The organism is Mycobacterium sp. 1245499.0 (assembly GCF_001673615.1).
GTDB lineage: Bacteria > Actinomycetota > Actinomycetes > Mycobacteriales > Mycobacteriaceae > Mycobacterium > Mycobacterium europaeum_A.
Genome location: NZ_LZMG01000154.1, coordinates 1 through 21,739 on the forward strand (window position 1 = coordinate 1; position 21,739 = coordinate 21,739).

21 protein-coding genes, 1 tRNA gene and 3 pseudogenes are annotated in these 21,739 nt (G+C 69.3%); 10 read left to right on the forward strand and 15 right to left on the reverse strand.

Annotated elements, in window-relative coordinates:
- The 6 genes and pseudogenes from kasB to aceE form a co-directional block, all read right to left on the reverse strand.
- Positions 1 to 752, reverse strand: a pseudogene (kasB, locus tag A5646_RS07980) (3-oxoacyl-ACP synthase KasB); the annotation flags it as partial.
- Between the two features lie 80 nt (positions 753 to 832).
- Entirely contained in the window at positions 833 to 2,083 is a 1,251-nt protein-coding gene (gene kasA / locus A5646_RS07985; protein WP_066862719.1) for a 3-oxoacyl-ACP synthase KasA, read from the reverse strand.
- On the reverse strand, positions 2,080 to 2,427 hold the full coding sequence (acpM, locus tag A5646_RS07990; RefSeq protein WP_007770614.1) for a meromycolate extension acyl carrier protein AcpM: 348 nt from the start codon (positions 2,425 to 2,427) through the stop codon (positions 2,080 to 2,082). Before acpM ends, kasA begins: the two co-directional genes overlap by 4 nt.
- A gap of 87 nt (positions 2,428 to 2,514) precedes the next feature.
- A complete protein-coding gene (locus A5646_RS07995) occupies positions 2,515 to 3,423 on the reverse strand; it encodes an ACP S-malonyltransferase (RefSeq protein ID WP_067021104.1) in 909 nt (302 codons plus the stop codon).
- A 140-nt stretch (positions 3,424 to 3,563) separates the two neighbouring features.
- Positions 3,564 to 4,889, reverse strand: a complete 1,326-nt coding sequence (locus A5646_RS08000) for a CdaR family transcriptional regulator (protein WP_066862725.1) — start codon at positions 4,887 to 4,889, stop codon at positions 3,564 to 3,566.
- Positions 4,890 to 5,075: 186 nt separating this feature from the next.
- Positions 5,076 to 7,865: a pyruvate dehydrogenase (acetyl-transferring), homodimeric type gene (gene aceE, locus A5646_RS08005; protein ID WP_066862728.1), complete on the reverse strand. Its 2,790-nt coding sequence runs from the start codon at positions 7,863 to 7,865 to the stop codon at positions 5,076 to 5,078.
- Between the two features lie 184 nt (positions 7,866 to 8,049).
- On the opposite strand from aceE, the gene A5646_RS08010 reads away from it, so the two are divergent.
- The 4 genes from A5646_RS08010 (at position 8,050) to A5646_RS08025 (ending at position 9,721) form a co-directional block, all read left to right on the forward strand.
- On the forward strand, positions 8,050 to 8,637 hold the full coding sequence (locus tag A5646_RS08010) for a hypothetical protein (RefSeq protein WP_066862732.1): 588 nt from the start codon (positions 8,050 to 8,052) through the stop codon (positions 8,635 to 8,637).
- Positions 8,638 to 8,721: 84 nt separating this feature from the next.
- Positions 8,722 to 9,144: a DUF3052 domain-containing protein gene (locus A5646_RS08015; RefSeq protein ID WP_066862735.1), complete on the forward strand. Its 423-nt coding sequence runs from the start codon at positions 8,722 to 8,724 to the stop codon at positions 9,142 to 9,144.
- A complete protein-coding gene (locus tag A5646_RS08020) occupies positions 9,144 to 9,605 on the forward strand; it encodes a peroxiredoxin (RefSeq protein WP_066862738.1) in 462 nt (153 codons plus the stop codon). The genes A5646_RS08015 and A5646_RS08020 overlap by 1 nt, the downstream gene beginning before the upstream one ends.
- A 44-nt stretch (positions 9,606 to 9,649) precedes the next feature.
- Positions 9,650 to 9,721: transfer RNA gene (locus tag A5646_RS08025), tRNA-Val, on the forward strand.
- 27 nt (positions 9,722 to 9,748) lie between these two features.
- Here A5646_RS08025 and A5646_RS08030 read toward each other — a convergent pair.
- Both A5646_RS08030 and A5646_RS08035 read right to left on the reverse strand, forming a co-directional pair.
- Positions 9,749 to 10,546, reverse strand: a complete 798-nt coding sequence (locus A5646_RS08030) for a DJ-1/PfpI family protein (RefSeq protein WP_067021106.1) — start codon at positions 10,544 to 10,546, stop codon at positions 9,749 to 9,751.
- Positions 10,547 to 10,588: 42 nt separating this feature from the next.
- Positions 10,589 to 11,245, reverse strand: a complete 657-nt coding sequence (locus tag A5646_RS08035; RefSeq protein WP_197505145.1) for an adenosylcobinamide amidohydrolase — start codon at positions 11,243 to 11,245, stop codon at positions 10,589 to 10,591.
- 90 nt (positions 11,246 to 11,335) lie between these two features.
- Here A5646_RS08035 and A5646_RS08040 point away from each other — a divergent pair, with 90 nt between their 5' ends.
- A complete protein-coding gene (locus A5646_RS08040; protein ID WP_067021110.1) occupies positions 11,336 to 12,454 on the forward strand; it encodes an epoxide hydrolase family protein in 1,119 nt (372 codons plus the stop codon).
- 5 nt (positions 12,455 to 12,459) lie between these two features.
- Here A5646_RS08040 and A5646_RS08045 read toward each other — a convergent pair.
- Positions 12,460 to 12,855 (reverse strand): annotated as a pseudogene (locus A5646_RS08045) (VOC family protein).
- A gap of 207 nt (positions 12,856 to 13,062) precedes the next feature.
- On the opposite strand from A5646_RS08045, the gene A5646_RS08050 reads away from it, so the two are divergent.
- Complete coding sequence (locus tag A5646_RS08050) at positions 13,063 to 13,986, forward strand: cobalamin biosynthesis protein (protein WP_067021128.1); 924 nt, start codon at positions 13,063 to 13,065, stop codon at positions 13,984 to 13,986.
- Here A5646_RS08050 and A5646_RS08055 read toward each other — a convergent pair.
- From A5646_RS08055 to A5646_RS08065, 3 genes are read right to left on the reverse strand one after another with little or no spacing between them, the layout of a single operon-like run.
- Positions 13,968 to 14,807, reverse strand: a complete 840-nt coding sequence (locus A5646_RS08055) for an SURF1 family protein (protein ID WP_066881434.1) — start codon at positions 14,805 to 14,807, stop codon at positions 13,968 to 13,970. The genes A5646_RS08050 and A5646_RS08055 overlap by 19 nt on opposite strands.
- Positions 14,807 to 15,304: a low molecular weight protein-tyrosine-phosphatase gene (locus tag A5646_RS08060; RefSeq protein ID WP_066881433.1), complete on the reverse strand. Its 498-nt coding sequence runs from the start codon at positions 15,302 to 15,304 to the stop codon at positions 14,807 to 14,809. The genes A5646_RS08055 and A5646_RS08060 overlap by 1 nt, the downstream gene beginning before the upstream one ends.
- Positions 15,297 to 15,977: an HAD-IA family hydrolase gene (locus tag A5646_RS08065; RefSeq protein WP_197499599.1), complete on the reverse strand. Its 681-nt coding sequence runs from the start codon at positions 15,975 to 15,977 to the stop codon at positions 15,297 to 15,299. Before A5646_RS08065 ends, A5646_RS08060 begins: the two co-directional genes overlap by 8 nt.
- A gap of 90 nt (positions 15,978 to 16,067) precedes the next feature.
- Here A5646_RS08065 and cobC point away from each other — a divergent pair, with 90 nt between their 5' ends.
- The 4 genes from cobC to A5646_RS08085 are packed head-to-tail and all read left to right on the forward strand — an operon-like array spanning position 16,068 to position 20,087.
- Positions 16,068 to 17,096, forward strand: coding sequence for an Rv2231c family pyridoxal phosphate-dependent protein CobC (cobC, locus tag A5646_RS08070; RefSeq protein WP_067021113.1), 1,029 nt, complete (start codon positions 16,068 to 16,070; stop codon positions 17,094 to 17,096).
- Positions 17,093 to 18,226, forward strand: a complete 1,134-nt coding sequence (locus tag A5646_RS08075) for a Nif3-like dinuclear metal center hexameric protein (RefSeq protein ID WP_067021116.1) — start codon at positions 17,093 to 17,095, stop codon at positions 18,224 to 18,226. The genes cobC and A5646_RS08075 overlap by 4 nt, the downstream gene beginning before the upstream one ends.
- On the forward strand, positions 18,223 to 18,960 hold the full coding sequence (locus A5646_RS08080) for a zinc ribbon domain-containing protein (RefSeq protein ID WP_067021119.1): 738 nt from the start codon (positions 18,223 to 18,225) through the stop codon (positions 18,958 to 18,960). Before A5646_RS08075 ends, A5646_RS08080 begins: the two co-directional genes overlap by 4 nt.
- Positions 18,957 to 20,087 carry a bifunctional RNase H/acid phosphatase gene (locus tag A5646_RS08085; RefSeq protein WP_066881430.1) on the forward strand — a complete coding sequence of 377 codons (1,131 nt, stop codon included), beginning with the start codon at positions 18,957 to 18,959 and terminating at the stop codon, positions 20,085 to 20,087. The genes A5646_RS08080 and A5646_RS08085 overlap by 4 nt, the downstream gene beginning before the upstream one ends.
- Before the next feature lie 3 nt (positions 20,088 to 20,090).
- Here A5646_RS08085 and A5646_RS08090 read toward each other — a convergent pair whose 3' ends face one another.
- The 3 genes and pseudogenes from A5646_RS08090 to A5646_RS08100 all read right to left on the reverse strand — a co-directional run.
- Complete coding sequence (locus A5646_RS08090; RefSeq protein WP_066881429.1) at positions 20,091 to 20,492, reverse strand: VOC family protein; 402 nt, start codon at positions 20,490 to 20,492, stop codon at positions 20,091 to 20,093.
- The gene (locus A5646_RS08095) at positions 20,446 to 21,288 is read right to left on the reverse strand and encodes an AraC family transcriptional regulator (RefSeq protein WP_066881452.1); all 843 of its coding nucleotides are present in this window, start codon (positions 21,286 to 21,288) and stop codon (positions 20,446 to 20,448) included. Before A5646_RS08095 ends, A5646_RS08090 begins: the two co-directional genes overlap by 47 nt.
- A gap of 122 nt (positions 21,289 to 21,410) precedes the next feature.
- Positions 21,411 to 21,644, reverse strand: a pseudogene (locus A5646_RS08100) (cupin domain-containing protein); the annotation flags it as partial.
- Positions 21,645 to 21,739: the final 95 nt, after the last annotated feature.

Sequence of the window (21,739 nt, forward strand, 5' to 3'; positions counted from 1 at the left end):
TCGGTTTCGATGACCATCAGCGCGCCGGCCTCGCCGAAGACGAATCCGGTGCGGTCGCGGTCGAACGGGCGACAGGCTCCCACCGGGTCGTCGTTCTTGGTCGACATCACGATGCGCATCTGGGCGAACGCCGCGATCGGCACCGCCTCGATACGGGTTTCCACGCCACCGCAGATGGCGATGTCGGCCTCACCGAAGACGATGTTGCGCCAGGCCTGCGCGATCCCCTCGGAACCCGACGCGCACGCCGACACCGGCGTGATCACCCCGGCCTTGGCCTGGCGCTCCAGGCCCACCGCCGCCGAGGCGCCGTTGGGCATGTACTTCTGCACCCCGAGCGGAGAGACGGCCTTCATGCCGCGAGCGCGCATGTCGTCGTAGCTGAAGACCATCTCTTCCGACGATCCCAGGCCGGTGCCGATGGAGACCATCAGCCGGTTGGGATCGACCTCGGGAGAGCCAGCGTTCTCCCAGACCCGCCGGCCCAGAATGGTGGACATCCGCTGCAGATAACCCGTCCGACGCAGCTCGATACGGGTCATTTGGCTATCGAATTCTTCCAACAGGTGTCCGCCGATGCGCACCGGCAGGTCGAACTCCTCGACGAATGGATCCTCGAGTTTGCGGATACCGCTTTGGCTGTCCAGCAACAGCTTCCAGGTGTTCTCGGCGTCAGTAGCCAACGCGGTCGTCATGGCGACGCCAGTGACGACCACGTTCGGGAGCGTTTTCCCGGTAACCAGCTCTGTCATGGGTCTTGCGAACGTTCCTTCCATGCTGTCCGGCTCCTCCGCGGGCCTGCTGCGGCCCGCGTCGTCGCCGGACGTAGTACTCAGTACCGCCCGAAGGCGAGTGCCACGTTGTGACCACCGAACCCGAACGAGTTGTTGATCGCGTATTGGAAATCGCCGTAGCGAGGTTCGCCCGCGACAACATCCAGATCGATTTCGGGATCGGGTGTTTCGTAGTTGAGTGTTGGCGGTATCACGCCGTCCCGAAGGCTCAATACCGTGAGGACAGATTCCAGAGCCCCGACGGCACCGATGGAGTGCCCCAGGGCCGACTTCGGTGCGTACACCGCCGCTTGCTCGCAGCCGGCGACCCGGATGGCGTTCGCCTCGGCGGTGTCGCCGATGGGCGTTGCCGTCCCGTGCGCGTTGACGTGGTCGATGTCCTTGGGGGACAACCCCGCCAACTCGAGCGACCGTTGCATTGCCCGGCCGGCGCGCACGCCGTCAGCCGCGGGCGCCACCATGTGGAACGCGTCCGAGGTGATGCCGGCGCCCAGCAACCGGGCCAGCGGCTTGGCGCCGCGGGCCTTGGCGTGTTCCTCGGTCTCGATGATCATCAGGGCCCCGGCCTCGCCGAACACGAAGCCGTCGCGGTCCTTATCGAACGGCCGCGATGCGCGCTCGGGCTCGTCGTTGCGAGTGGACATGGCCCGCATCATGGAGAACGCCGCGATCGGCAGCGCCTCGATGGGACCCTCGACCCCGCCGCAGACGGCGAAATCGGCGTCACCCATTGCGATCTGGCGCCACGCGTGCGCGATCGCCTCCGAGCCCGACGAGCACGCCGACACCGGGGTGATCACCCCGGCGCGGGCGCCCAGCTGCAGGCCCACCACCGCCGCGGCGCCGTTGGGCATGATCATCTGAACGGCGAGCGGCGACACCTTGCGGGGGCCGCCCTCGTTCATCAGGTCGTAGCTCTCCACGATCCTTTCGGCGCCACCGAGACCGGTGCCGACCACGACCGAGAACCGGTCGGGGTCGACCTCCGGGCTGCCGGCCGACTCCCACAGCTGAGTGCTGAGCAACTTCGCCAGCCGCTGGACGTAGGACATGCGCCGCAAGTCGAGCCTGCTCATGTGCTCGTCGATGGGCTCCTTGAGGTGGCCACCGATCTTGACGGGCAGGTCCCACTTGGTGATGAACTCGTCTTCGAGGACGTGGATGCCGCTTTCGCCGGCCAACAAACCCTTCCACGTGCTCTCGATGTCCGGCGCGATCGACGTCGTCGCCGTGACGGCGGTTACCACAACGTTGGGGTAACCGCCATTAGCAGTGGAAGGCTTGCTCACTTGCTGTCCGCTTCCAGCCTCGACTTGACGTTGGCGACCGCCTCGGGGTTCTCGGTCTCCAGCTTGGCGCGCAGCGCCTCGGCAGCCTCGGGGTTCTCTTCCTCGAGCTTCTGGATGTAGGAGACGACGTCACCAACGGTGCGCAGACCGGCGAGGTCCTCGTCGGGGATCTTGACGCCGTACTTGTCCTCGGTCTGCACGGCGATCTCGACCATCGACAGCGAGTCGATGTCCAAGTCGTCGACGAACGACTTCTCCGGGGTGACCTCGGAGGGCTCGATACCGGTCACCTCTTCGATGATCTCGGCGATACCGGCGATGATTTCTTCCTGGCTGACAGCCACAGCTTTCTTCCCTTCGTAATGTGTTGTGTGTTAGTCGAATTGACGTGATATGCGGTTGTACTGGTTGTGCAACTGGCCGAGCTGGCTTTAGAGCTCGGCCAAAGCGTCCAGGTCTGCGGGCGACTTGACGGCACGTGCCGTAACCCCCCGAAGTTCTCGTTTGGCGATACCGGTGAGCGTGCCCGCGGGCGGGAACTCCACGGCCGCAGTGACTTCCAGGTCACGCAGCGTCGCGGTGCACAGATCCCAACGCACCGGCTGGGTCAGCTGAGAGACCAGCGCCTCCATCGCCGCGGCCGCCGAGGCGACCGGCTTACCGTCGCGGTTGGACAGCAGCATGGCGGTGGGCTCGGACGTCTGGACGGCGGCCGCCGCGGCGGCGTAGCCGTCGAGCGCCGACGCCATGTACTTGGTGTGGAACGCCCCGGCCACCCCGAGCGCGCGCACCCGGGCCTTTTCCGGCGGGTCCTCGGCCAGCTTCTCCAGCGCGGTCAGCGGGCCTGCGGCGACGATCTGTCCGGTGGCGTTGCGGTTGGCGGGGAAGAGGTCGAGCTGCTCGAGGCGGGCCAGCACCTCGCTCTCGTCGCCACCGAGCACCGCGGACATGCCGGTCGGCTCGACGGCGCAAGCCTTGGCCATCTCGGCGCCGCGGGTGGCGGCCAGCGCGACGGCGTCGTCGGCGGCGATCACGCCGGCGATCGCGTAGGCGGCGATCTCCCCGACGGAGTGGCCGGCGACGACCAGTTCCGCGTCCGACAACAGGCCGCGCCTGGCCAGCTCCTGGTGGGCCAGCAGCGTGGCGGCCACGACCAGCGGCTGGGTGACCGCGGTGTCGGTGATCTCTTCGGTCGATGCGGTGGTGCCCAGGCGCACGAGGTCGAGGCCACTGGCCTTGGACCACAGCGCCAACTGGTCAGCGGCGCCGGCGAGCTCCAGCCATGGCGAGAGCATCCCCTCGGTCTGCGAACCCTGTCCGGGCGCAAGCAATGCAATCACGTGTTTAAGAGAACACTGTGGAAACGGTTTTGGCGGGTGTAACAGATTATGAACCTCGTCTTAGGTTTTTGTGTACTCCCTACAAAACGGCTCCGTAAGCTACGGGTTTGATATCGTGCCGCGACCTGTTGCCTGGGTCACTATCTTCCGAATTGCCCCGCCACCGCCGCTTTCACCGGCAGCGGAACCGCAGGCATGGCGTTGGTGGCGGCGCTGGGGGGTTGGGCCGGGTAGTTGAGCTGGCCGACCGTCGCCGCCACTCGCAGCACATATGCATCACGGGGCTGCATGGGATCGCGACCGGTGAAGTCGGTGATCCGCTTGAGCCGGTAGCGCACGGTGTTTGGATGAACGAACAACTTTCTGGCACACGCCTCAATCGCGCCGCCACAATCTAAGTAAGCGTCAAGAGTTTCGATCAGCGTCGGACCCGCGTCGGCGAGCGGGCCCATCACGTCGGTGTGCAGCGCCACGATGGCCGACGCATCGCCCATCAGGGCGCGTTCGGGCAGCAGTTCGCGCGCCGGCACGGGACGTGGCGCGCCGCGCCAGCCACCGACGGCGTTCATGCCGGAGATCGCCTCGCTGGCGCTGTGATAGGCAGCCGTCAGCATCGGCGCGGTGGGCCCGACGACCACCGGGCCGTCGGCGAACGCCACCAGCAGATCGCCGAGGAATTTGTCGGTCGGCGACAATTGGCCGGACACGATCGCGACCAGCCAGGTGCCATGCACGTCGGTGAGGGCCGCGCGCCCATGCTGTGCGGCGATGTCGCGGACGCGCTGGCTGGCCCGTTCGCTGTCGTCGGGACCGGTGGATCCGTCGCGCCCGGGGGCCGGGGTGCCGACCACGACCGTCGCCGGCGCGGTGGTGTCCCAGTTCAGCGCCGCGGCGCGGGACAGCAGCTCCGGACCCGTGTCGCCGCGGACCACCGCGTCGACGACGCTGGCCTCCATCCGGCTGTCCCACGCCCCGCGCGCCTCGGCCGCGTTCGCATAGGCGGTCGCGGCCGTGAACGCCAGGTCGCGGCTGTACTTCAGGATGCCGACCGTCAGCGCCGTCAGCTGCTCTTCGGAGCGGGCCAGCAGCGGGACGACCTCCTCGAAGAAGTCCATGGTCACGCGCGCCATGTCGACGCTGTGGCGCAACGCGATGCGGCGGGCGAGGTCCTGGGGCACCAGTTCGAAGGCCTGCGCGGTGTGGCTGACGTTGCTGTGCGGGTCTTGCATCCACTCGGCGAAGTTGTTGATCGCCGTCTGCACCACCAGCGCCATGCTGGCCCGCTGCGATGCTTCAAGGTCGGCGAAGAACGGCAACCGATCGCCCATGACCGAGACCGCCTCGGTGGCCAGCCGGCCGGAGTACTGCTTCAGCCGCCGCAGTACCGACTCCGGCACCGTGTCGAGCAACTCCAGCGGCGATCGGGGCTGCTTGGCGAACGGACCGGCGAAGGGGTTGTCATTCACCCCTAAAACCTACGCGACTTTTCTGGAAGTTTCCGCCAAAGGCGGGGCGTGGCGTTCTTAAGGACGCCTCATGTGTTGGCCTGAGCGGCCGGTGGGGCGTCGAGCGTGAAACTACCTTCACGCTCGGCGCCCAACGTGAAACTACCTTCACGCTCGACGCGGGCCACGCCGTGCGCAGACCCGGGTTCAGGCCACCCCGGGGTCGGACGTCTGCTCCGGGGCCGCCTGCACGTCGTCGATCTTGTACTGGCGGGCGGCCGCGACCGGCACCGAGGGGTCGATCTCGCCGTCGCGCGCCAGCGCCTCGAGCACCGCGACCACCTGCGACTCGGCGTCGGTGTTGAAGTACCGCCGCGCCGCCGGCCGGGTGTCGGAGAAGCCGAACCCGTCGGTGCCCAGGGTGACGAAGGTGCCCGGCACCCAGGGCCGGATCTGCTCGGGGACGGCCCGCATCCAGTCCGAGACGGCGACCACCGGACCGCTGATGTTCGACAGGGCCTGGGTGACGTACGGGACACCGGCCGGCCGGTCCGGGTGGCGCAGCCTCGCCCTGTCGACGGCCACGCCGTCGCGGTTCAGCTCGCCCCAGCTGGTCACCGACCACACGTCGGCGGCGACGTCCCACTCCGCGGCCAGCATCTCGGCCGCCTTCAGCGCCGAGGGCATCGCCACCCCCGATGCCAGGATCTGCGCCTTGTTGGCCCGCTGTTCGGTGGCGACGTGGTAGCGGTAGAGGCCCCGCAAGACGCCCTCGGGATCGAAGTTCTCCGGCTCGGGCGGCTGCACGTACGGCTCGTTGTAGATGGTGATGTAGAAGAACACGTCCTCCGGGTTCTCCCCGAACATCCGCGCCAGCCCGCTTTCCACGATGTAAGCGATTTCGTAGGCGAAGGCCGGGTCGTAGGCGACCACCGCGGGGTTGGTACTGGCCAGCAGCAGCGAGTGGCCGTCGGCGTGTTGCAGCCCTTCGCCGGTCAGCGTGGTGCGCCCCGCGGTGGCTCCGAGCAAGAACCCGCGTGCCATTTGGTCTGCGGCGGCCCATAATCCGTCGCCGGTGCGCTGGAAGCCGAACATCGAATAGAAGATGTAGATCGGGATCATCGGCTCGTTGTGGGTGGCATACGACGTGCCCGCCGCGATGAACGACCCCACCGACCCGGCTTCGTTGATGCCCTCGTGCAGGATGTGCCCGGCTTCGCTTTCCTTGTAGGCCAGCATCAGCTCGGCGTCCACGGCGGTGTACAGCTGGCCGTTGCGGTTGTAGATCTTCAGCGACGGGAACCACGAGTCCATGCCGAAGGTGCGCGCCTCGTCGGGAATGATCGGCACGATCCGCGGCCCAACTTCTTTGTCCCGCAACACTTCTTTGAAGGTCCGCACCGTCGCCATGGTGGTGGCGACCTCCTGGGTACCCGATCCCTTCTTCAGCGCGGCGTAGGTCTCGCGCCCGGGCAGCCGCAACGCCTTGGCCTTCGTCCGCCGCTCGGGCAAGAACCCGCCGAGGGTGCGCCGGCGGTCGACCATGTAGCGGATCTCCTCGGCGTCCGAGCCGGGGTGGTAGTAGGGCGGCAGGTAGGGGTCCTCTTCGAGCTGCGCGTCGCTGATCGGAATCCGGATCGCGTCGCGGAAGTCCTTAAGGTCTTGCAGCGCAAGCTTTTTCATCTGGTGCGTGGCGTTGCGGCCCTGGAAATGCGCTCCCAGCGAATAGCCCTTGATGGTCTTGGCCAGGATCACCGTGGGCTGACCCTTGTGGTCGACGGCGGCGCGATAGGCGGCGTAGACCTTGCGATAGTCGTGGCCGCCGCGCTTGAGGTTCCAGATTTCGGAATCGCTCATGTTCTCCACGAGCGCCTTGGTGCGCGGGTCGCGGCCGAAGAAGTGGTCGCGCACGTAGGCGCCGTCGTTGGCCTTGTACGTCTGGTAGTCCCCGTCCGGAGTGGTGTTCATCAGGTTCACCAGCGCGCCGTCGCGGTCGGCGTGCAGCAGGGCGTCCCATTCGCGGCCCCAGACCACCTTGATGACGTTCCAGCCGGCGCCGCGGAAGAACGACTCCAGCTCCTGGATGATCTTGCCGTTGCCGCGCACCGGGCCGTCGAGGCGCTGCAGGTTGCAGTTGACGACGAACGTCAGGTTGTCCAGGCCCTCCAGCGCCGCGACGTGCGCCAGGCCGCGGCTTTCGGGCTCGTCCATCTCGCCGTCACCCAGAAAGCACCACACGTGCTGGTCGGAAGTGTCCTTGATGCCGCGGTCGTGCAGGTAATGGTTGAACCGCGCCTGGTAGATGGCGTTGAGCGGGCCCAGACCCATCGACACAGTCGGGAATTCCCAGAAGTCGGGCATCAGCCGCGGGTGCGGGTAGGAGGGCAGTCCGCCGCCGGCGTGGCTGTGCTCCTGCCGGAAGCCGTCCATCCGGTCGGCGGTGAGTCGGCCCTCCAGGAAGGCGCGCGCGTAGATGCCGGGGGAGGCGTGGCCCTGGATGAACACCTGGTCGCCGCCGCCGGGGTGCGATTTGCCGCGGAAGAAGTGGTTGAAGCCGACCTCGTAGAGCGCCGCGGACGAGGCGTAGGTCGAAATGTGGCCGCCCACACCGACTCCCGGGCGCTGGGCGCGGTGCACCATGATGGCGGCGTTCCACCGGATCCACGCTCGGTAGCGCCGCTCGACGTCCTCGTCGCCGGGAAACCACGGCTCCAGCTCGGTCGGGATGGTGTTGACGTAGTCGGTGGAGGTCAGCGACGGGATGGCGACTCGCTGCTCGCCGGCCCGCTCCAGCAATCGCAGCATCAGGTAGCGCGCCCGCGACGGGCCGGAGCGCTCCAGCAGTTCATCGAAGGACTCCAGCCACTCCGACGTCTCTTCGGGATCGATGTCGGGGAGGTAGGAGGCCACCCCCTCGCGGATCACCCGAACCCGGTCGGGTTCGGTTGCGCCGTTGGGGTTTGTGGCCAGATCGTGGCGCACGAACTCAGTTGTCAACGCACTACTCCTGTTGTTGGCGGAATGTGTGCCGTAACGGGTGGGTCGCACCCTGCCCACCATCGTGCCGCACCGGCGTTGCGCGCGGATAGCCGACGTCGGGTAGCCGGCTCGGCGTCAGCCGGCGAACACCAACTCGGCGGGTCTGGGGCAAGCGGCGGGGTCACCCGGTAACGTCTGGCTTGTGCTCATCCGGTGGCGTGCCGTCCCTCAGACGCAGGTGGGGGACTTCCCCCGGCGCGGGGCTTTGGCCCTCGGGTGTCTCGCGGTGGCGTTGATGGGCATCGTCGGATGCACCTCCGTCACCAACGGCACGGCAACGCCCGACACCAAGGTGGCTCCGGCCTATCGGCAGTCGGTGTCGGCGTCGGTGTCCGCGTCGTCGGCGACGTCGAGCGTCCGCGAATCGCAGCGGCAGCAATCGCTGACCACCAAGGCCGTCCGCACCGCCTGCGCCACGCTGATCACCACCAGCAAGAACGCGATCGACAAGACCAACGAATTCGTCAAGGCGTTCAACGCGGGCCGGGGCACCGGACCGACCGAGGGCCCGGCCATCGACGCCCTCAACGACAGCGCCACCACGGTGGGCAACAGCTTCAGCGACGCGATGTCGCAGCAGATCAAGGACGCGTTCAACGCCTACATCGACGCCGCCCGCGCCGTGGCCAACGCCATTGGGACGCACGCGGGGACGTCGGAATTCAACAAACGGGTCGATCAGCTCAACGACACGAAAAAGAACGCAGTAAAACTGTGCCTGGCAACCTGATGATGCGGAAGTATGGACCGAGTTCTGGCTGTGCGACGATAATCGCGAATCGCACAGCGTTCGGACGTTGAAGGAGGCTCCACGGTGGTCGCGGCGGATCACGCCCCGAGCTACGCTCGCAAACTGGGCATCCAACCCGACCATGTTGTCCAGGAGTGGGGCTGGGACGAAGACACCGACGACGAGATCCGCGCTGCGGTCGAGGAAGCCTGCGGCAGCGACCTACTCGACGAGGACACCGACGAGGTGGTCGACGTCGTACTGCTGTGGTGGCGAGACGGTGACGGCGACCTGGTGGACACCCTGATGGACGCGATCACTGCGCTGGCCGAAGACGGCGTGATCTGGGTGCTGACCCCGAAGACCGGCAAGCCGGGCCACGTTCTGCCCGCCGAAATCGCCGAGGCCGCACCCACCGCCGGTTTGATGCCGACCTCGTCGGTGAACCTGGGCGACTGGAGCGCCAGCCGGTTGGTACAGCCCAAATCCCGGGCCGGGAAGCGTTGATGCTGTCCGTCGGCACCCCCGCCCCGGATTTCACTTTGCGCGACCAGAACCAGCAGCGAGTCACGCTGAGCTCCTACCGGAACGCCAAGAACGTGCTGCTGGTGTTCTTCCCGCTGGCGTTCACCGGGATCTGCCAGGGCGAGCTGGATCAGTTGCGTGACCACCTGCCCGATTTCGAGAACGACGACAGCGCGACGCTGGCCATCTCGGTGGGACCGCCACCCACGCACCGGGTCTGGTCGCTGGACAGCGGCTTCACCTTTCCGGTGTTGTCGGACTTCTGGCCGCACGGCGCGGTCAGCCAGAGCTACGGCGTGTTCAACGAGGACGCCGGCTACTCCAACCGCGGGACGTTCGTGGTCGACCGGTCCGGGATCATCCGCTTCGCCGAGATGAAGCAGCCCGGCGAGTCGCGCGACCAGCGGCTCTGGACCGAAGCCCTGGCGGCTTTACGGGCCTGATTTTGGGGACTTGGCCGTCGGGCGGGTAGCCTGCCCGCAGCAACGGGCGCGTAGCTCAGTGGTAGAGCTCTGGTTTTACACACCAGCGGTCGGCGGTTCGATACCGTCCGCGCCCACTCGGTTTGGCCGGCGGGACGAGCGCGTCAGGTTTGTGCGGCGCGGACCTTGTCGACGAAGGCGGCTCCGAACGCCTTGGCCGAGTAGGGGTCCTGGCCGGTGATCAGCTCGCGATCCTCGACGACCTTGCTGCCCATCGGCAGGACCGTCTGTTCGACGTGGCCGCCGCGAGACCTCAACAGTTCGGTCGGGTCATCCTTCAGGCATCCCCGGAAGCGCCGCGCCAACGGGACCGTCGACAACATCGTGTCGACGCCGGTCTTGAAGCAGGTCATCCGGTAACCCGCATAGGTCCAGCGCCCGTCGACGGTGGGCGCCGCGGCGAGCGCGGCGGGAGCGTGACAGATCAGGCCGGTGGGGCGTCGGGCGTCGTGGAAGTGACGGACCAGCGCGCCGAAGTCGTCGTTGAGCGAGTCGTCGGCAAAGGCGTCGCGGTGCAGCAGGTCGACCAGGGGCGCATGGCCGCCCGGCACGAACATGGCGTCAAACCCGTCCAGGCGCTGGACGTCGTGGCTGATCTCTTCGAATTTGGCCGGCGTGGCCAGGCCGAGTTCGAGCAGCTCCCGATAGCTGCTCAGGGCGGCGTCACGCCTTTTCCGCGAGCCGGCGAAGTACATCAGGCTGCACGAGGTGCCATCGATGGCCGGCGCCCGCGCGCCCGGGGTGGCGAACGCAAGCTCGAAGCCGGCCCGACGCATCGCGTCCGTCGGTTCGATCAGTTCACCGAGGTAGGTGCCGGTCAGCTCGCTGCGGCCGTTCCGTAGCGGAATCCGGTCGGCCGCGGACACCACCACCAGGACTCGGGGCGCCGTCGTCGTTGCCATGGGTCAGCGATACCCCCGGGCGGGTGGTGGCAATCGCTCGGCCTACTCGATGGACGGGCCCGAGAGCCAGGACCGGCCGCCCGCGAGCACGGCGGCGTGCACCGCTCGGGCGATCCGGGCGCCGAACGTCGACCGTGGTCCACCGAACTGCTCCGCCGTCCCGTCGCTGGGGCAGTGCACGACGACCGCGTCCGAGGCGGTTCCGGTGGCGCGTATCCCGGCGTCGTGCAACGCCTGCACCTTGGCCTCCGTGGCGGTGGCGACGGCGTTGACCAGGGCCGCCTCGGACAGCGCCACCGGCACCGCGACCACGATGTTGATCGTGCCCACCCGGTACGGCACCTCGCGGCGGAAGTGGTGATCGGGCGCGGCGGCCCAGGCGGGGTTGGAGAGCCCGACGGTCGCTGTCGCATGCACGCCGCCGTCCGCGGCGAGGTGGTGGCGGGTCACGTCGACCGCGGTGAGCAACCCGCACCCGGCGCCGTTCAGCCGGAGCGCGGCGCCGATCTCGGTCAGGTGGCGGTCCGGGTCGGTCCGGTCGTAATCCAATGGGACCGTGGCGTTGACGAGCCAATCCCGAGCGCCGATACCGCCGCCTAGCGGGCCCGACGAGACGCACATTCGCGGCTCGGCGAATCGCCAGACCAGGACGGGGATCGACCGCCTCTGCTCCACCCGTGCGGCCAGCCTGGGATCCATGGCTACATCCTCGCGTGCCACGGCGCGCCCGGTTCGCCGGGGGAAGGCCCCGCGCGTCGCCGGTGTCACCGTCAGCGGCACTATGAACGCGTGAAACCGTTCCGCATCGACGTTTCCGACGAGGTCCTCGACGACTTGCGAGCGCGGCTGGCCCGCACGCGGTGGCCCGAGGCCGAATGCGTGGACGACTGGAGCCAGGGCGTGCCGCTGGCCTATACCCGCGAGCTGGCCGACTACTGGGCCAACGACTACGACTGGCGATCGCGCGAGGCGGCCCTCAACCGCTTCGATCAGTTCACCACCGAAATCGACGGGCTGGACATCCATTTCGTCCACCAGCGCTCGCCGCACGCCGACGCGTTCCCGGTGGTGATCACCCACGGCTGGCCGGGCTCAATTGTGGAGTTCCACAAGGTGATCGAGCCGTTGACCCATCCCGCCTCCGGCCGCGCCGAGGACGCCTTCCACGTCGTGTGTCCGTCGCTGCCCGGCTACGGGTTCTCCGGCAAGCCCACCGACACCGGTTGGGGCGTGGAAAGGATCGCGCAGGCGTGGGAAACGCTGATGCTGCGCCTGGGCTACGACCGCTACGGCGCGCAGGGCGGTGACTGGGGTGCCGCGGTCACGACGCAGATCGGCCGCAATGTGGGCCACTGCGTGGGCATCCACCTGAACATGCCGGTCGGCCGGCCCACCAAGGAGGCGCTGACCAACCCGACCGAGGAGGAGCAGCGAGCGTTGGCCGGGTTGGCCAACCACCGCAAGTGGGGCACCGGCTATTCCAAGCAACAGTCCACCCGGCCGCAGACCCTGGGCTACGGCCTGGCCGATTCGCCCGTGGGGCAGCTGGCCTGGATCGTCGAAAAGTTCTGGGACTGGGCCGATTGCGACGGGCACCCCGAGAACGCGCTCAGCCGCGACGAGCTGCTCGACAACGTGATGGTCTATTGGGTGACCAATACCGCCGCGTCCTCGGCCCGCCTGTACTGGGAGAGCTTCGCGGTGTGGGGTGGCGGCGATCGCGTCGAATTGCCCACGGGCGTAGCGGCTTTCCCGGGGGAGCTGCTGAAGGCGCCGCGCAGCTGGTGCGAGCCGGTCTACAACATCACCCACTGGACGGACATGCCGCGCGGCGGGCATTTCGCGGCGTTCGAACAACCGGAGCTATTTGTCGAGGACCTGCGCGCGTTCTTCGCAACGGTGCGCTGAGCCGCTCAGCCGGGCGGGGCGAAGAACTCCAGCGCGATGCCGTCTGGGTCGCGAAAACTCAACCCCGAGCCGTAGGGCGCATCCACGATGCCGCCGTGCTCGATGGCCAGCTCGCCCAACCGGGTGACTCAATCTTCCAGCTCGGCGCGGCTGGCGCAGCCGAAGCCGACGTGGTCGAGCCCGACGCGGTGTTCGCTGAACTTCTCGTTGGGCGCAGCGCGGTCGTGCTGGTGAATGCCGAATATGGTGCCGCCGTCAAGTATCCACACCTGGTGGTGAAAGCCGGCATCCGTGTGCTCGTCCAGGATCGGGTCGGCGCCGAGCAGCCTGCGATACCACGGGCCGCTGATCGCGATGTCGCGCACCGTGACCGCGACGTGGTTGAGCGCGGGAAAGGTCATGCGTTGCACGATAGTCCGCCGTGCGGGGCTTGCCGGCCATCGGACCGCTGGCCGAGTACCCGCCGTCGACGGCCAGCGCGGCACCGGAGACGAACGGTGCCTCATCGCCCCACATCCGCTCGGGCACTTGTTGCCTCAACGGCCGCATGGATTCCAGTGTGAGACGCTGCTGGGGTGGTTGTGACCCGGACCCGGATCGCGGGCGTGATGATCGGCTACCTGGCCGACCGCGCGCTGGGCGACCCGCGACGGGGTCATCCGGTCGCGCTGTTCGGCCAAGCCGCCGCCGCGCTGGAACGTATGACCTACCGCGACAGCCGGCTTGCCGGCGCGGTCCATGTCGGGGCGCTGATTTCGGCGGTGGGCCTGCTCGGGCTGGCGGTGCGACGCGGCGCCGGGCGTCGCCGCCGGGGGTGGTCGATCGCGGCGACGGCCGCGGCCACCTGGGTGGCGCTCGGGGGAACCTCGCTGGTGCGCACCGGCCTGGAGATGTCGCAGCTGCTGGAACGCGGCGACGTCGAGGCCGCCCGCGGGCTGCTGCCGTCGCTATGTGGGCGTGATCCGGCGTCGCTGGACGCCGCGGGCCTGACGCGCGCGTCGCTGGAATCGATCGCCGAGAACACCTCCGACGCCCAGGTGGCGCCGCTGCTGTGGGCGGCGGCCGGCGGCGTGCCCGCGGTGCTGGTATATCGCGGCATCAACACCCTGGACTCGATGATCGGATATCGCTCGCCGCGCTATCTCCGATTCGGTTGGGCGGCAGCGAGATTGGATGATGTCGCCAACTACGTCGGCGCGCGGGCGACCGCGTCGCTGACGGTGCTGTTGGCGCCGCTGGTGGGTGGATCACCGTCCGGTGCGGCGCGGGCCTGGCGCCGCGACGCCGGCCGTCATCCCAGCCCCAACGCCGGTGTCGTCGAGGCGGCCTTCGCCGGGGCGCTGGGCGTGCGCCTGGGCGGTCCCACCCAATACCGGCACGAGCTGCAGATCCGGCCCACACTCGGCAACGGCCGGGAACCGACGGTGACCGACCTGCGGCGCGCGGTGATGCTGTCGTCGCTGGTGCAGGCGGGCGCCGCGGTCCTCGCCGAGCTTGCAGTTTCCCTGGCGGGCTACCGCCGCCGGCCGTAGCGGTCGGCCAGTTTGGCCTCCACCGTTTGCGGCGCTTGCGGCGCGGGCGCCGTCTCGGCGGCGGGGGCGGCCCGCTGTTGCTTCTCCTGGCGGCGGGCCCGGATCTCCGAGTAGGCGAAGTAGCCCAACCCGATCGGGGCCAGGATGCCGAACGCGATCCACTGGATGCCGTAGGACAGGAACGGGCCGGCGTCCAGCGCAGGCACGCCGACCACCCCGAGCCCGCCGGGCTGCCCGTCGACCAACTGCAGGTAGGACCCGGCCAGCGGGACCCTGGTGAGCACCGCGACCTGTGCGGTGTCGATCGAATAGACCTGCTGCACACCGTCTCCCACGAATGGGTCCTTGTTCACCGCGGCGGGCTCGGAGTTGCGCAGCCGCGCCGTGATGGTCACCGTCTGCGTCGGGGGCGGGGGGATAGGCGGGACGTGCGACCCTTCCAGCGGGCGCACGTAGCCGCGATTGACCAGCACCGTGGGCCCGCCGTCGACGACGAACGGCGCCAGCACCTCGAACGCCGGCTTCGAGTCGATCACCCGCAGGCGGGCCAGCACCTGCACGTCGGGCAGGTAGTGCCCGGTGGCGGTGACCTGGCGCCATTGCGCGCCGGGGGCCGCCGAATTCTGCTGCGGCAGTAGGGTTTTCAATGGGACGGGCGCGGTGTTCAGCGAGGATTCGATCTGATGGTTCTCCTGCGAGGTCCTGCTGTGCTTACCCAACTGCCAGGGCGCGAGCACCGTGAAGCACAGGTACGCGAAGGCGACGACCACCACCGCCAGCGCTATCCAGCCCGGACGCAGCAGAAAGGCGAACCGGCGCATCAAGGCGATCCGTTCTGCGCGAGCCGTTCATCGACCCAGTCATGCAGGCCCGGCAGCGCGGCCTCGATGACGGTGTAGACGCGTTCGAAGTCTTGTGCGTCGCCGTAGTAGGGATCGTCGACGTCGGGGGTGTGGGCGCCGGTGCGCGGATCGAAGGACCGCAGCATCCGGACGCGGTTTTCGTCGACGCCGAGGTGCCGCAGCATTCGGGCGTGGTTGCGGTCCAGGGCGACCACCAGATCGGCACCCAGGTGCTCGGCGTCGACCTGCGCGGCGCGGTGCTCGCATGCATAACCGTGGGCTCGCAGCACGTCGGCGGCGCGCTCGTCGGCGCACTCGCCGACGTGCCAGTTGCCGGTGCCGGCGCTGCTCACCCGCACCGCGTCGGCCAGGCCGCGGCGGCGCAGCTGGTCGGCGAACATCTTCTCGGCCATCACCGAACGGCAGATGTTGCCGGTGCACACGAACGTCACGTGCAGGCGTTCACGCTCAGACACCCAGCGCCCTCCGTAGTTCGTCGATGGTCGAGGCGTGCGTCACGCCGGCCGTGGGCGACGCGTCCGCGAAGTCGGCCTTGCCGTAACCCCAGCCGACCACCACGGTGTCGATGCCGTGCGCGGCCGCGCCGTGCACGTCGTGGCTGCGGTCACCGACCATCAGCACCCGTTCGGGCAGCGGCTCGAGCTGCGACAGGGCGTGCGCCAGCACCTCGACCTTTGCCTTGCGCGACCCGTCGGGACTCGCGCCGGCGATCACCTCGAAGTGCTGGTCGAGCCCGAAGTGGGCGAGGATGCGCCGCGCCGTCGTCTCCAGCTTGGAGGTGGCCACGGCCAGCCGGACACCGGCGGCGCGCAGATCGGCCAGTAGCGCCTCGATCCCGTCGAAGAGCGCGTTCATCGCCCAGCCGCGGGAACCGTACTCGGCGCGAAAGGCCGCGATCGCCTCCTCGGTGTGGTCGCCGAGTTCCATGGCCCGGAAGGTGTCGTCCATCGGCGGGCCGACGATCTGGGCAACGAGGTCGCCGGGCGGCACGGGCGCGCCGATGTGGTCGAGCGCATGCAGGAAGCTGGTGACGATCCCCTCCGCGGAATCGGTCAGGGTGCCGTCGAGATCGAAGATCACCAGCTGCGCCCCCGGGGCCTGGGGATCGGCGGACGTTGTGCCTGTCACCTCACCATTGTCCTCGATGGGTGCGACCGGTCGTGACGGTGATGCCGGTGTACGTCCGGCCGACCCGCGCGGCGCACTAGTGTTTCACGGATGGCGAGTCTGAACCTGAGCCCGCCTGCGGCGCGCTACCACGGCGATCAGGCCGTCGCGCCCGGGATGCTCGATTTCGCCGTCAACGTCCGGCACGGCCAACCGCCGCAGTGGCTGCTGCGCCGGCTGGCCGAGCGGCTGCCCGACCTGGCGCGCTATCCGAGCCCCGAGGACGCGCACCGGGCGCAGGACGCCGCGGCCCAGCGACACGGCCGGACCCGCGCCGAGGTGTTGCCGCTTGCCGGGGTGGCCGAGGCGTTCGCCCTGCTGGGCAACCTGCGCCCGCGGCGGGCGGCGATCATCGCCCCGGCGTTCACCGAGCCGGCGGTCGCGCTGACCGCGGCCGGGGTGCCGGTGCACCACGTGGTGCTGGAGCCGCCGTTCGGCCTGGCGGGCGCGATCGTTCCCGACGACGCCGACCTCGTCGTGGTGGGGAATCCGACCAACCCCACCTCGGTGCTGCACACCCGCGAGCAACTGCTGGCGTTGCGCCGGCCCGGGCGGATCCTGGTGGTCGACGAGGCGTTCGCGGACTCGATTCCCGGCGAGCCGGAATCGCTGGCCGGCGACGCGCTGCCGGACGTGCTGGTGCTGCGCAGCCTGACCAAGACCTGGGCGCTGGCCGGGCTGCGGGTGGGCTACGCGCTGGGTTCCCCGGACGTGCTGGCGCGGTTGACCGCCCAGCGGGCGCACTGGCCGGTGGGGACGTTGCAGCTGACGGCCATCGCGGCGTGCTGCGATCCGCAGGCGGTCGCCGACGCGGCGGCCGGGGCGGCCGGACTGGGGCAGCTGCGCGCCGAGATGGTGGCCGGGCTGGCCTCGGTGGGTGCCGACGTGGTCGACGGCCGGGCGCCGTTCGTGCTGTTCCGCACGCCGGAGGCCGTTCAATTACGAAAACGACTGCATGACAGGGGGATTGCCATCCGTCGCTGTGACACGTTCGTCGGCCTGGACGAGCGGTACCTGCGCGCCGCGGTGCGCCGCGAGTGGCCGTTGCTGGTGCGGGCGATCGCGGAGGCCGACCGGTGAGCATCAAGCTGGCCGACGTCATCGCGGTGCTCGACGAGGCCTACCCGCCGCGGCTCGCCGAGCCCTGGGATTCGGTGGGGCTGGTCTGCGGGGACCCCGACGACGAGCTGCGGTCGGTGACCGTCGCGGTCGACGCCACGCCGGAGGTGGTCGACGAAGTTCCCGATGCCGGCCTGCTGCTGGCCCACCACCCGTTGCTGTTGCGCGGCGTGGACACCGTGGCGGCCAGCACCCCCAAGGGTGCGCTGGTGCACCGGCTGATCCGGACCGGACGCTCGCTGTTCACCGCACACACCAACGCCGACTCCGCCTGCCCGGGGGTGTCCGACGCGCTGGCCGCGGCCCTGGGCCTTGACGTCGAGGCCGTGCTCGAGCCGGCGACGGACGCACCCGACCTGGACAAGTGGGTGATCTACGTGCCCGCCGAGAACGCCGACGCGGTGCGGGCGGCGGTGTTCGCGGCCGGCGCCGGACATATCGGTGACTATTCGCACTGCAGCTGGAGCGTCAGCGGCATCGGGCAGTTCCTGCCGCACGAAGGCGCCTCACCGGCGGTGGGCAGCGTGGGCAACGTCGAGCGGGTGGCCGAAGACCGGTTCGAGGTGGTCGCGCCCGCCCGTTCCCGGGTCGCGGTGCTGGCGGCGATGCGCGCCGCCCATCCCTACGAGGAACCCGCCTTCGACATCTTCGCGCTGGTACCCCCGCCCGGCGATACCGGGCTGGGTCGCGTCGCGACCCTGGCGCGTCCGGAACCGTTGCGCGACTTCGTCTCTCGCGTAAGCGCGGCGCTGCCGCGCACCTCGTGGGGGGTGCGGGCGGCGGGGGACCCCGACATGCCGGTGTCGCGGGTCGCCGTCTGCGGCGGCGCCGGGGATTCGTTGCTGGCCGCCGCGGCCGGTGCGGGCGTGCAGGCTTTCGTGACGGCCGATCTGCGGCACCACCCGGCCGACGAGCACCGACGGGCCTGCGAGGTGGCTTTGATCGATGTGGCACATTGGGCAAGTGAATTCCCCTGGTGTGAACAGGCCGCCGGCCTGCTGCGGTCGCGTTTCGGTGCGGAGCTTCCCGTGCGGGTGAGCTCGATTCGCACCGATCCTTGGAACGTCGAGCACCAGGATGAGAGTTTATGAAAGCCGAAGTGGCGCAGCAGCGTTCCTTACTCGAGTTGTCGAAACTCGATGCCGAGCTGTCCCGCATCGCACACCGGGCCACGCATCTGCCGGAGCAACAGGCCTGCGAGCGGTTGCAGGCCGAATACGAGGCCGCCGGTGACCGGCTGGGCGCCGTGCGCATCGCCGTGGAGGACATCGACGCCCACGTGTCGCGGCTCGAGGCGGAGATCGACGCGGTGCGCCAGCGCGAAGACCGCGACCGCTCGCTGCTGCAGTCGGGAACGATCGACGCCAAACAACTCTCGGACCTCCAGCACGAGCTGGAGACCCTGCAGCGTCGTCAAACCAGCCTGGAGGACTCGCTGCTGGAGGTGATGGAACGTCGCGAGGAGCTGCAATCCCAGCTCGACGGTGAGCAGCAGACGCTGGCGTCATTGGAGGCCGAAATGGCGAGCGCGCGTGAGGCTCTCGATGCCGCGGTCGCCGAGCTCAGCGAGGCCCGTGAGCTTCAGTCGTCGCGGCGTGACTCGCTGAGCGCCGCACTGGATCCGGCGCTGTCCGCCCTGTACGAACGCCAGCGTGCCGGGGGAGGCCCGGGCGCCGGGCAGCTGCTGGGCCGTCGGTGCGGGGCCTGCCGGCTCGAGATCGACCGCGGCGAGCTGTCCCGCATCTCGGCCGCCGCCGAGGACGAGCTGGTGCGCTGCCCGGAATGCGGCGCGATCCTGCTGCGGGTCAAGGGTTTTGATCAGTGAAGGTCGTGATCGAGGCCGACGGTGGATCGCGCGGCAACCCCGGACCGGCCGGATACGGCGCGGTGGTGTGGAACCAGGACCGTACGACCGTGCTCGCCGAGGCCAAGCAGGCCATCGGCCGAGCGACCAACAACGTTGCCGAATACCGAGGTCTGATAGCCGGTTTGGACGACGCCCTGAATTTGGGCGCCACCGAGGCGGCGGTGTACCTCGATTCCAAACTGCTGGTGGAACAGATGTCCGGGCGGTGGAAAGTCAAGCACCCCGACCTGATCGAGCTGCACAACCAGGCCCGAAGCCGCGCGGCGCGGTTCGCGCGGATCAGCTACTCGTGGATCCCCCGGGAGCGCAACACGCACGCCGATCGGTTGGCCAACGAGGCGATGGACGCCGCGGCCGAGGCTGTGACGGAAACGCCCGAACCGGCGCCAAAGCCTGAGCCGGCGCCGAAACCCGAACCGGCCGAGCCCGCGGCGGCACCGTCGCCGTCCGCGCCGGGCTGGACCGGCGCGCGCGGCACCCCGACCCGGCTGCTGTTGCTGCGGCATGGCCAGACCGAGCTGTCGGTGCACCGTCGCTATTCGGGGCGCGGTAACCCGGCGCTGACCGAGCTGGGGCGCCGGCAGGCCGACGCGGCGGCGCGTTATCTGGCGCAGCGCGGCGGCATTTCGGCGGTCTTCGCCTCGCCGCTGCAACGGGCCTATGACACCGCGGCGGCCGCCGCCAAGGCGCTGGGGCTGGACGTCACCGTCGACGACGACTTGATCGAGACCGACTTCGGCGCCTGGGAGGGGCTGACGTTCGCCGAGGCGGCCGAGCGCGACCCCGAACTGCACAGCCGCTGGCTGCGCGACACCAGCACCGCCCCGCCGGGCGGGGAGAGCTTCGACGCGGTGGCCGATCGGGTGTCGACGGCCCGTGACCGGATCGTCGCCGCCCAGCAGGGTACGACGGTGCTGGTGGTCTCGCACGTGACCCCCATCAAGATGCTGCTGCGCGAGGCACTGGACGCCGGGCCCGGCATCCTGTACCGGTTGCACCTCGACCTCGCGTCGTTGAGCATTGCCGAATTCTATTCCGACGGAGCGTCTTCGGTGCGCCTGGTGAACCAGACCGCGTATCTGTAAGCGTCACGCCGGCGGTGTCTCGCCGCGGTAGTCGCCGAAGGACCACAGGTTGCCTTCCGGATCGCGCACCGTGAATTCGCGTGCGCCGTAATCTGTTTCGCCCAGCGGCCGCACGACGTCGGCCTTGCGCTGCAGGACGCGCTCGTAGAGCGCCTGGGGATCGGCGGTGACGATGTAACCGCCGGCGGTGCCCGGTTCGCGGCACCAATGCGCCCCGGGCTTGTGGCTGCCGAGCATGATCCCTCCGCAACCCTGCGGCCAGTTCAGTTGGGCGTGATCGACGGTTTCACCCTGGCCGTAGCGCGCCGCGAGGACGAAGCCGAATGTGTCGACGTAGTAGTCGATCAGCTTGGGCGCGTTATGGGCTTGCAGTGTCAACCAGACGGTCGGATTCGAAGTGGTCATCCTCGAACTGTGCGGTGCAGGAGTGGCCGCCGTCTTGAATGTTTCGGAACTCCTCGGCCAGCCACTGTCGCGGCGGCACACCGGCGAACCGGACGAACTCGCGGGTCATGTGCGCCTGGTCGCTGTACCCCGTGGCGGTCGCGACTCGTGCGAGGTCGACGCGTCCGTAGCGGCGTGCCGACTCGGCGATCCGCGCCGTCGCATGCTGGAACCGCATGAGCATCGCCACCGTCTTCGGCGAGTGCCCGACCTCCTGGCGGAACAGCGTCGTGAGGTGTCGCGGCGTGACGCCGACCGCGTCGGCCAGGCCGGTGACCGGGGCCCGGCCCCGGCTGCGCTGCAGCAGATGCCAGGCTTGTGCGACCTCGGGCCGCACCGTCGCGGCGTCCCGGCATTGCCGTGCGTCGATGAGGTAGCCGGCCACCAGCGCGAACGCGTCCGGCCAGCCGTGCGCTTCGGTCACCCGATGGTGCAGTTCGACGGCGCCGCGATCCAGCACGGCGGTCGCGTCGTATTCGGCGAGGAGAAGCTCAGCGCTCGGCACGCCGAACAGCGCACGCGCCGCGAGCGGATGCACGGCCAGCTGCACGCCGGCCTGCCCGCGCCGTTGCCGCACGTGACTGGCCCGCAAGTGCAGGCCGCCGAGCAGCAACGGGTTGGGGCGGGCCACCGCGAGGGCGCAGGCGGTGTCACCGGCCTCCACCCCGTCGTCCAGGCTGACGATGAAGGTCAACGTCGCCGACGGCATGCCACGGTGCACGCCGTCGGGAACGTCGAGGCCCCGGTAGCCGACCATCGAGACGACGCCGGGCGCGCTGCGCGGCGGCGCGACGGCGTATTCCCAAGCCCGGTCCATTACGCCACGCTAACGCCGCGCCCGGGTGAACGCGACGGTCAGGCCGTTCGCGCGGGTGCCATTCAGCTGTGCAGGTGGAGGCGCTCGCCGTGCGGGCCGAAGATGACGATGGCCTCCACCGGGCCGTCCACCACGCCGAACCAGTGCGGCGTCCACGTCGAGAACTCGACGGCCTGGCCGGGGTCGATGGTGAAGTCGCGCTCGCCCAAAATGAGCCGCATCCGCCCGGAAAGCACATACATCCAGTCCTGGCCCTCGTGCACCGGCAGCTCGGCGGGCGGGGTGCGGCGCCGCGCGCACTCACCACGGCGTCACCTATTGGCCGCTGACCCGGCAGGGCCCCGCCGGCGGCCTGCACGCGTTCAAGGTCCGGGTCAGCGCGCGGCGCCGC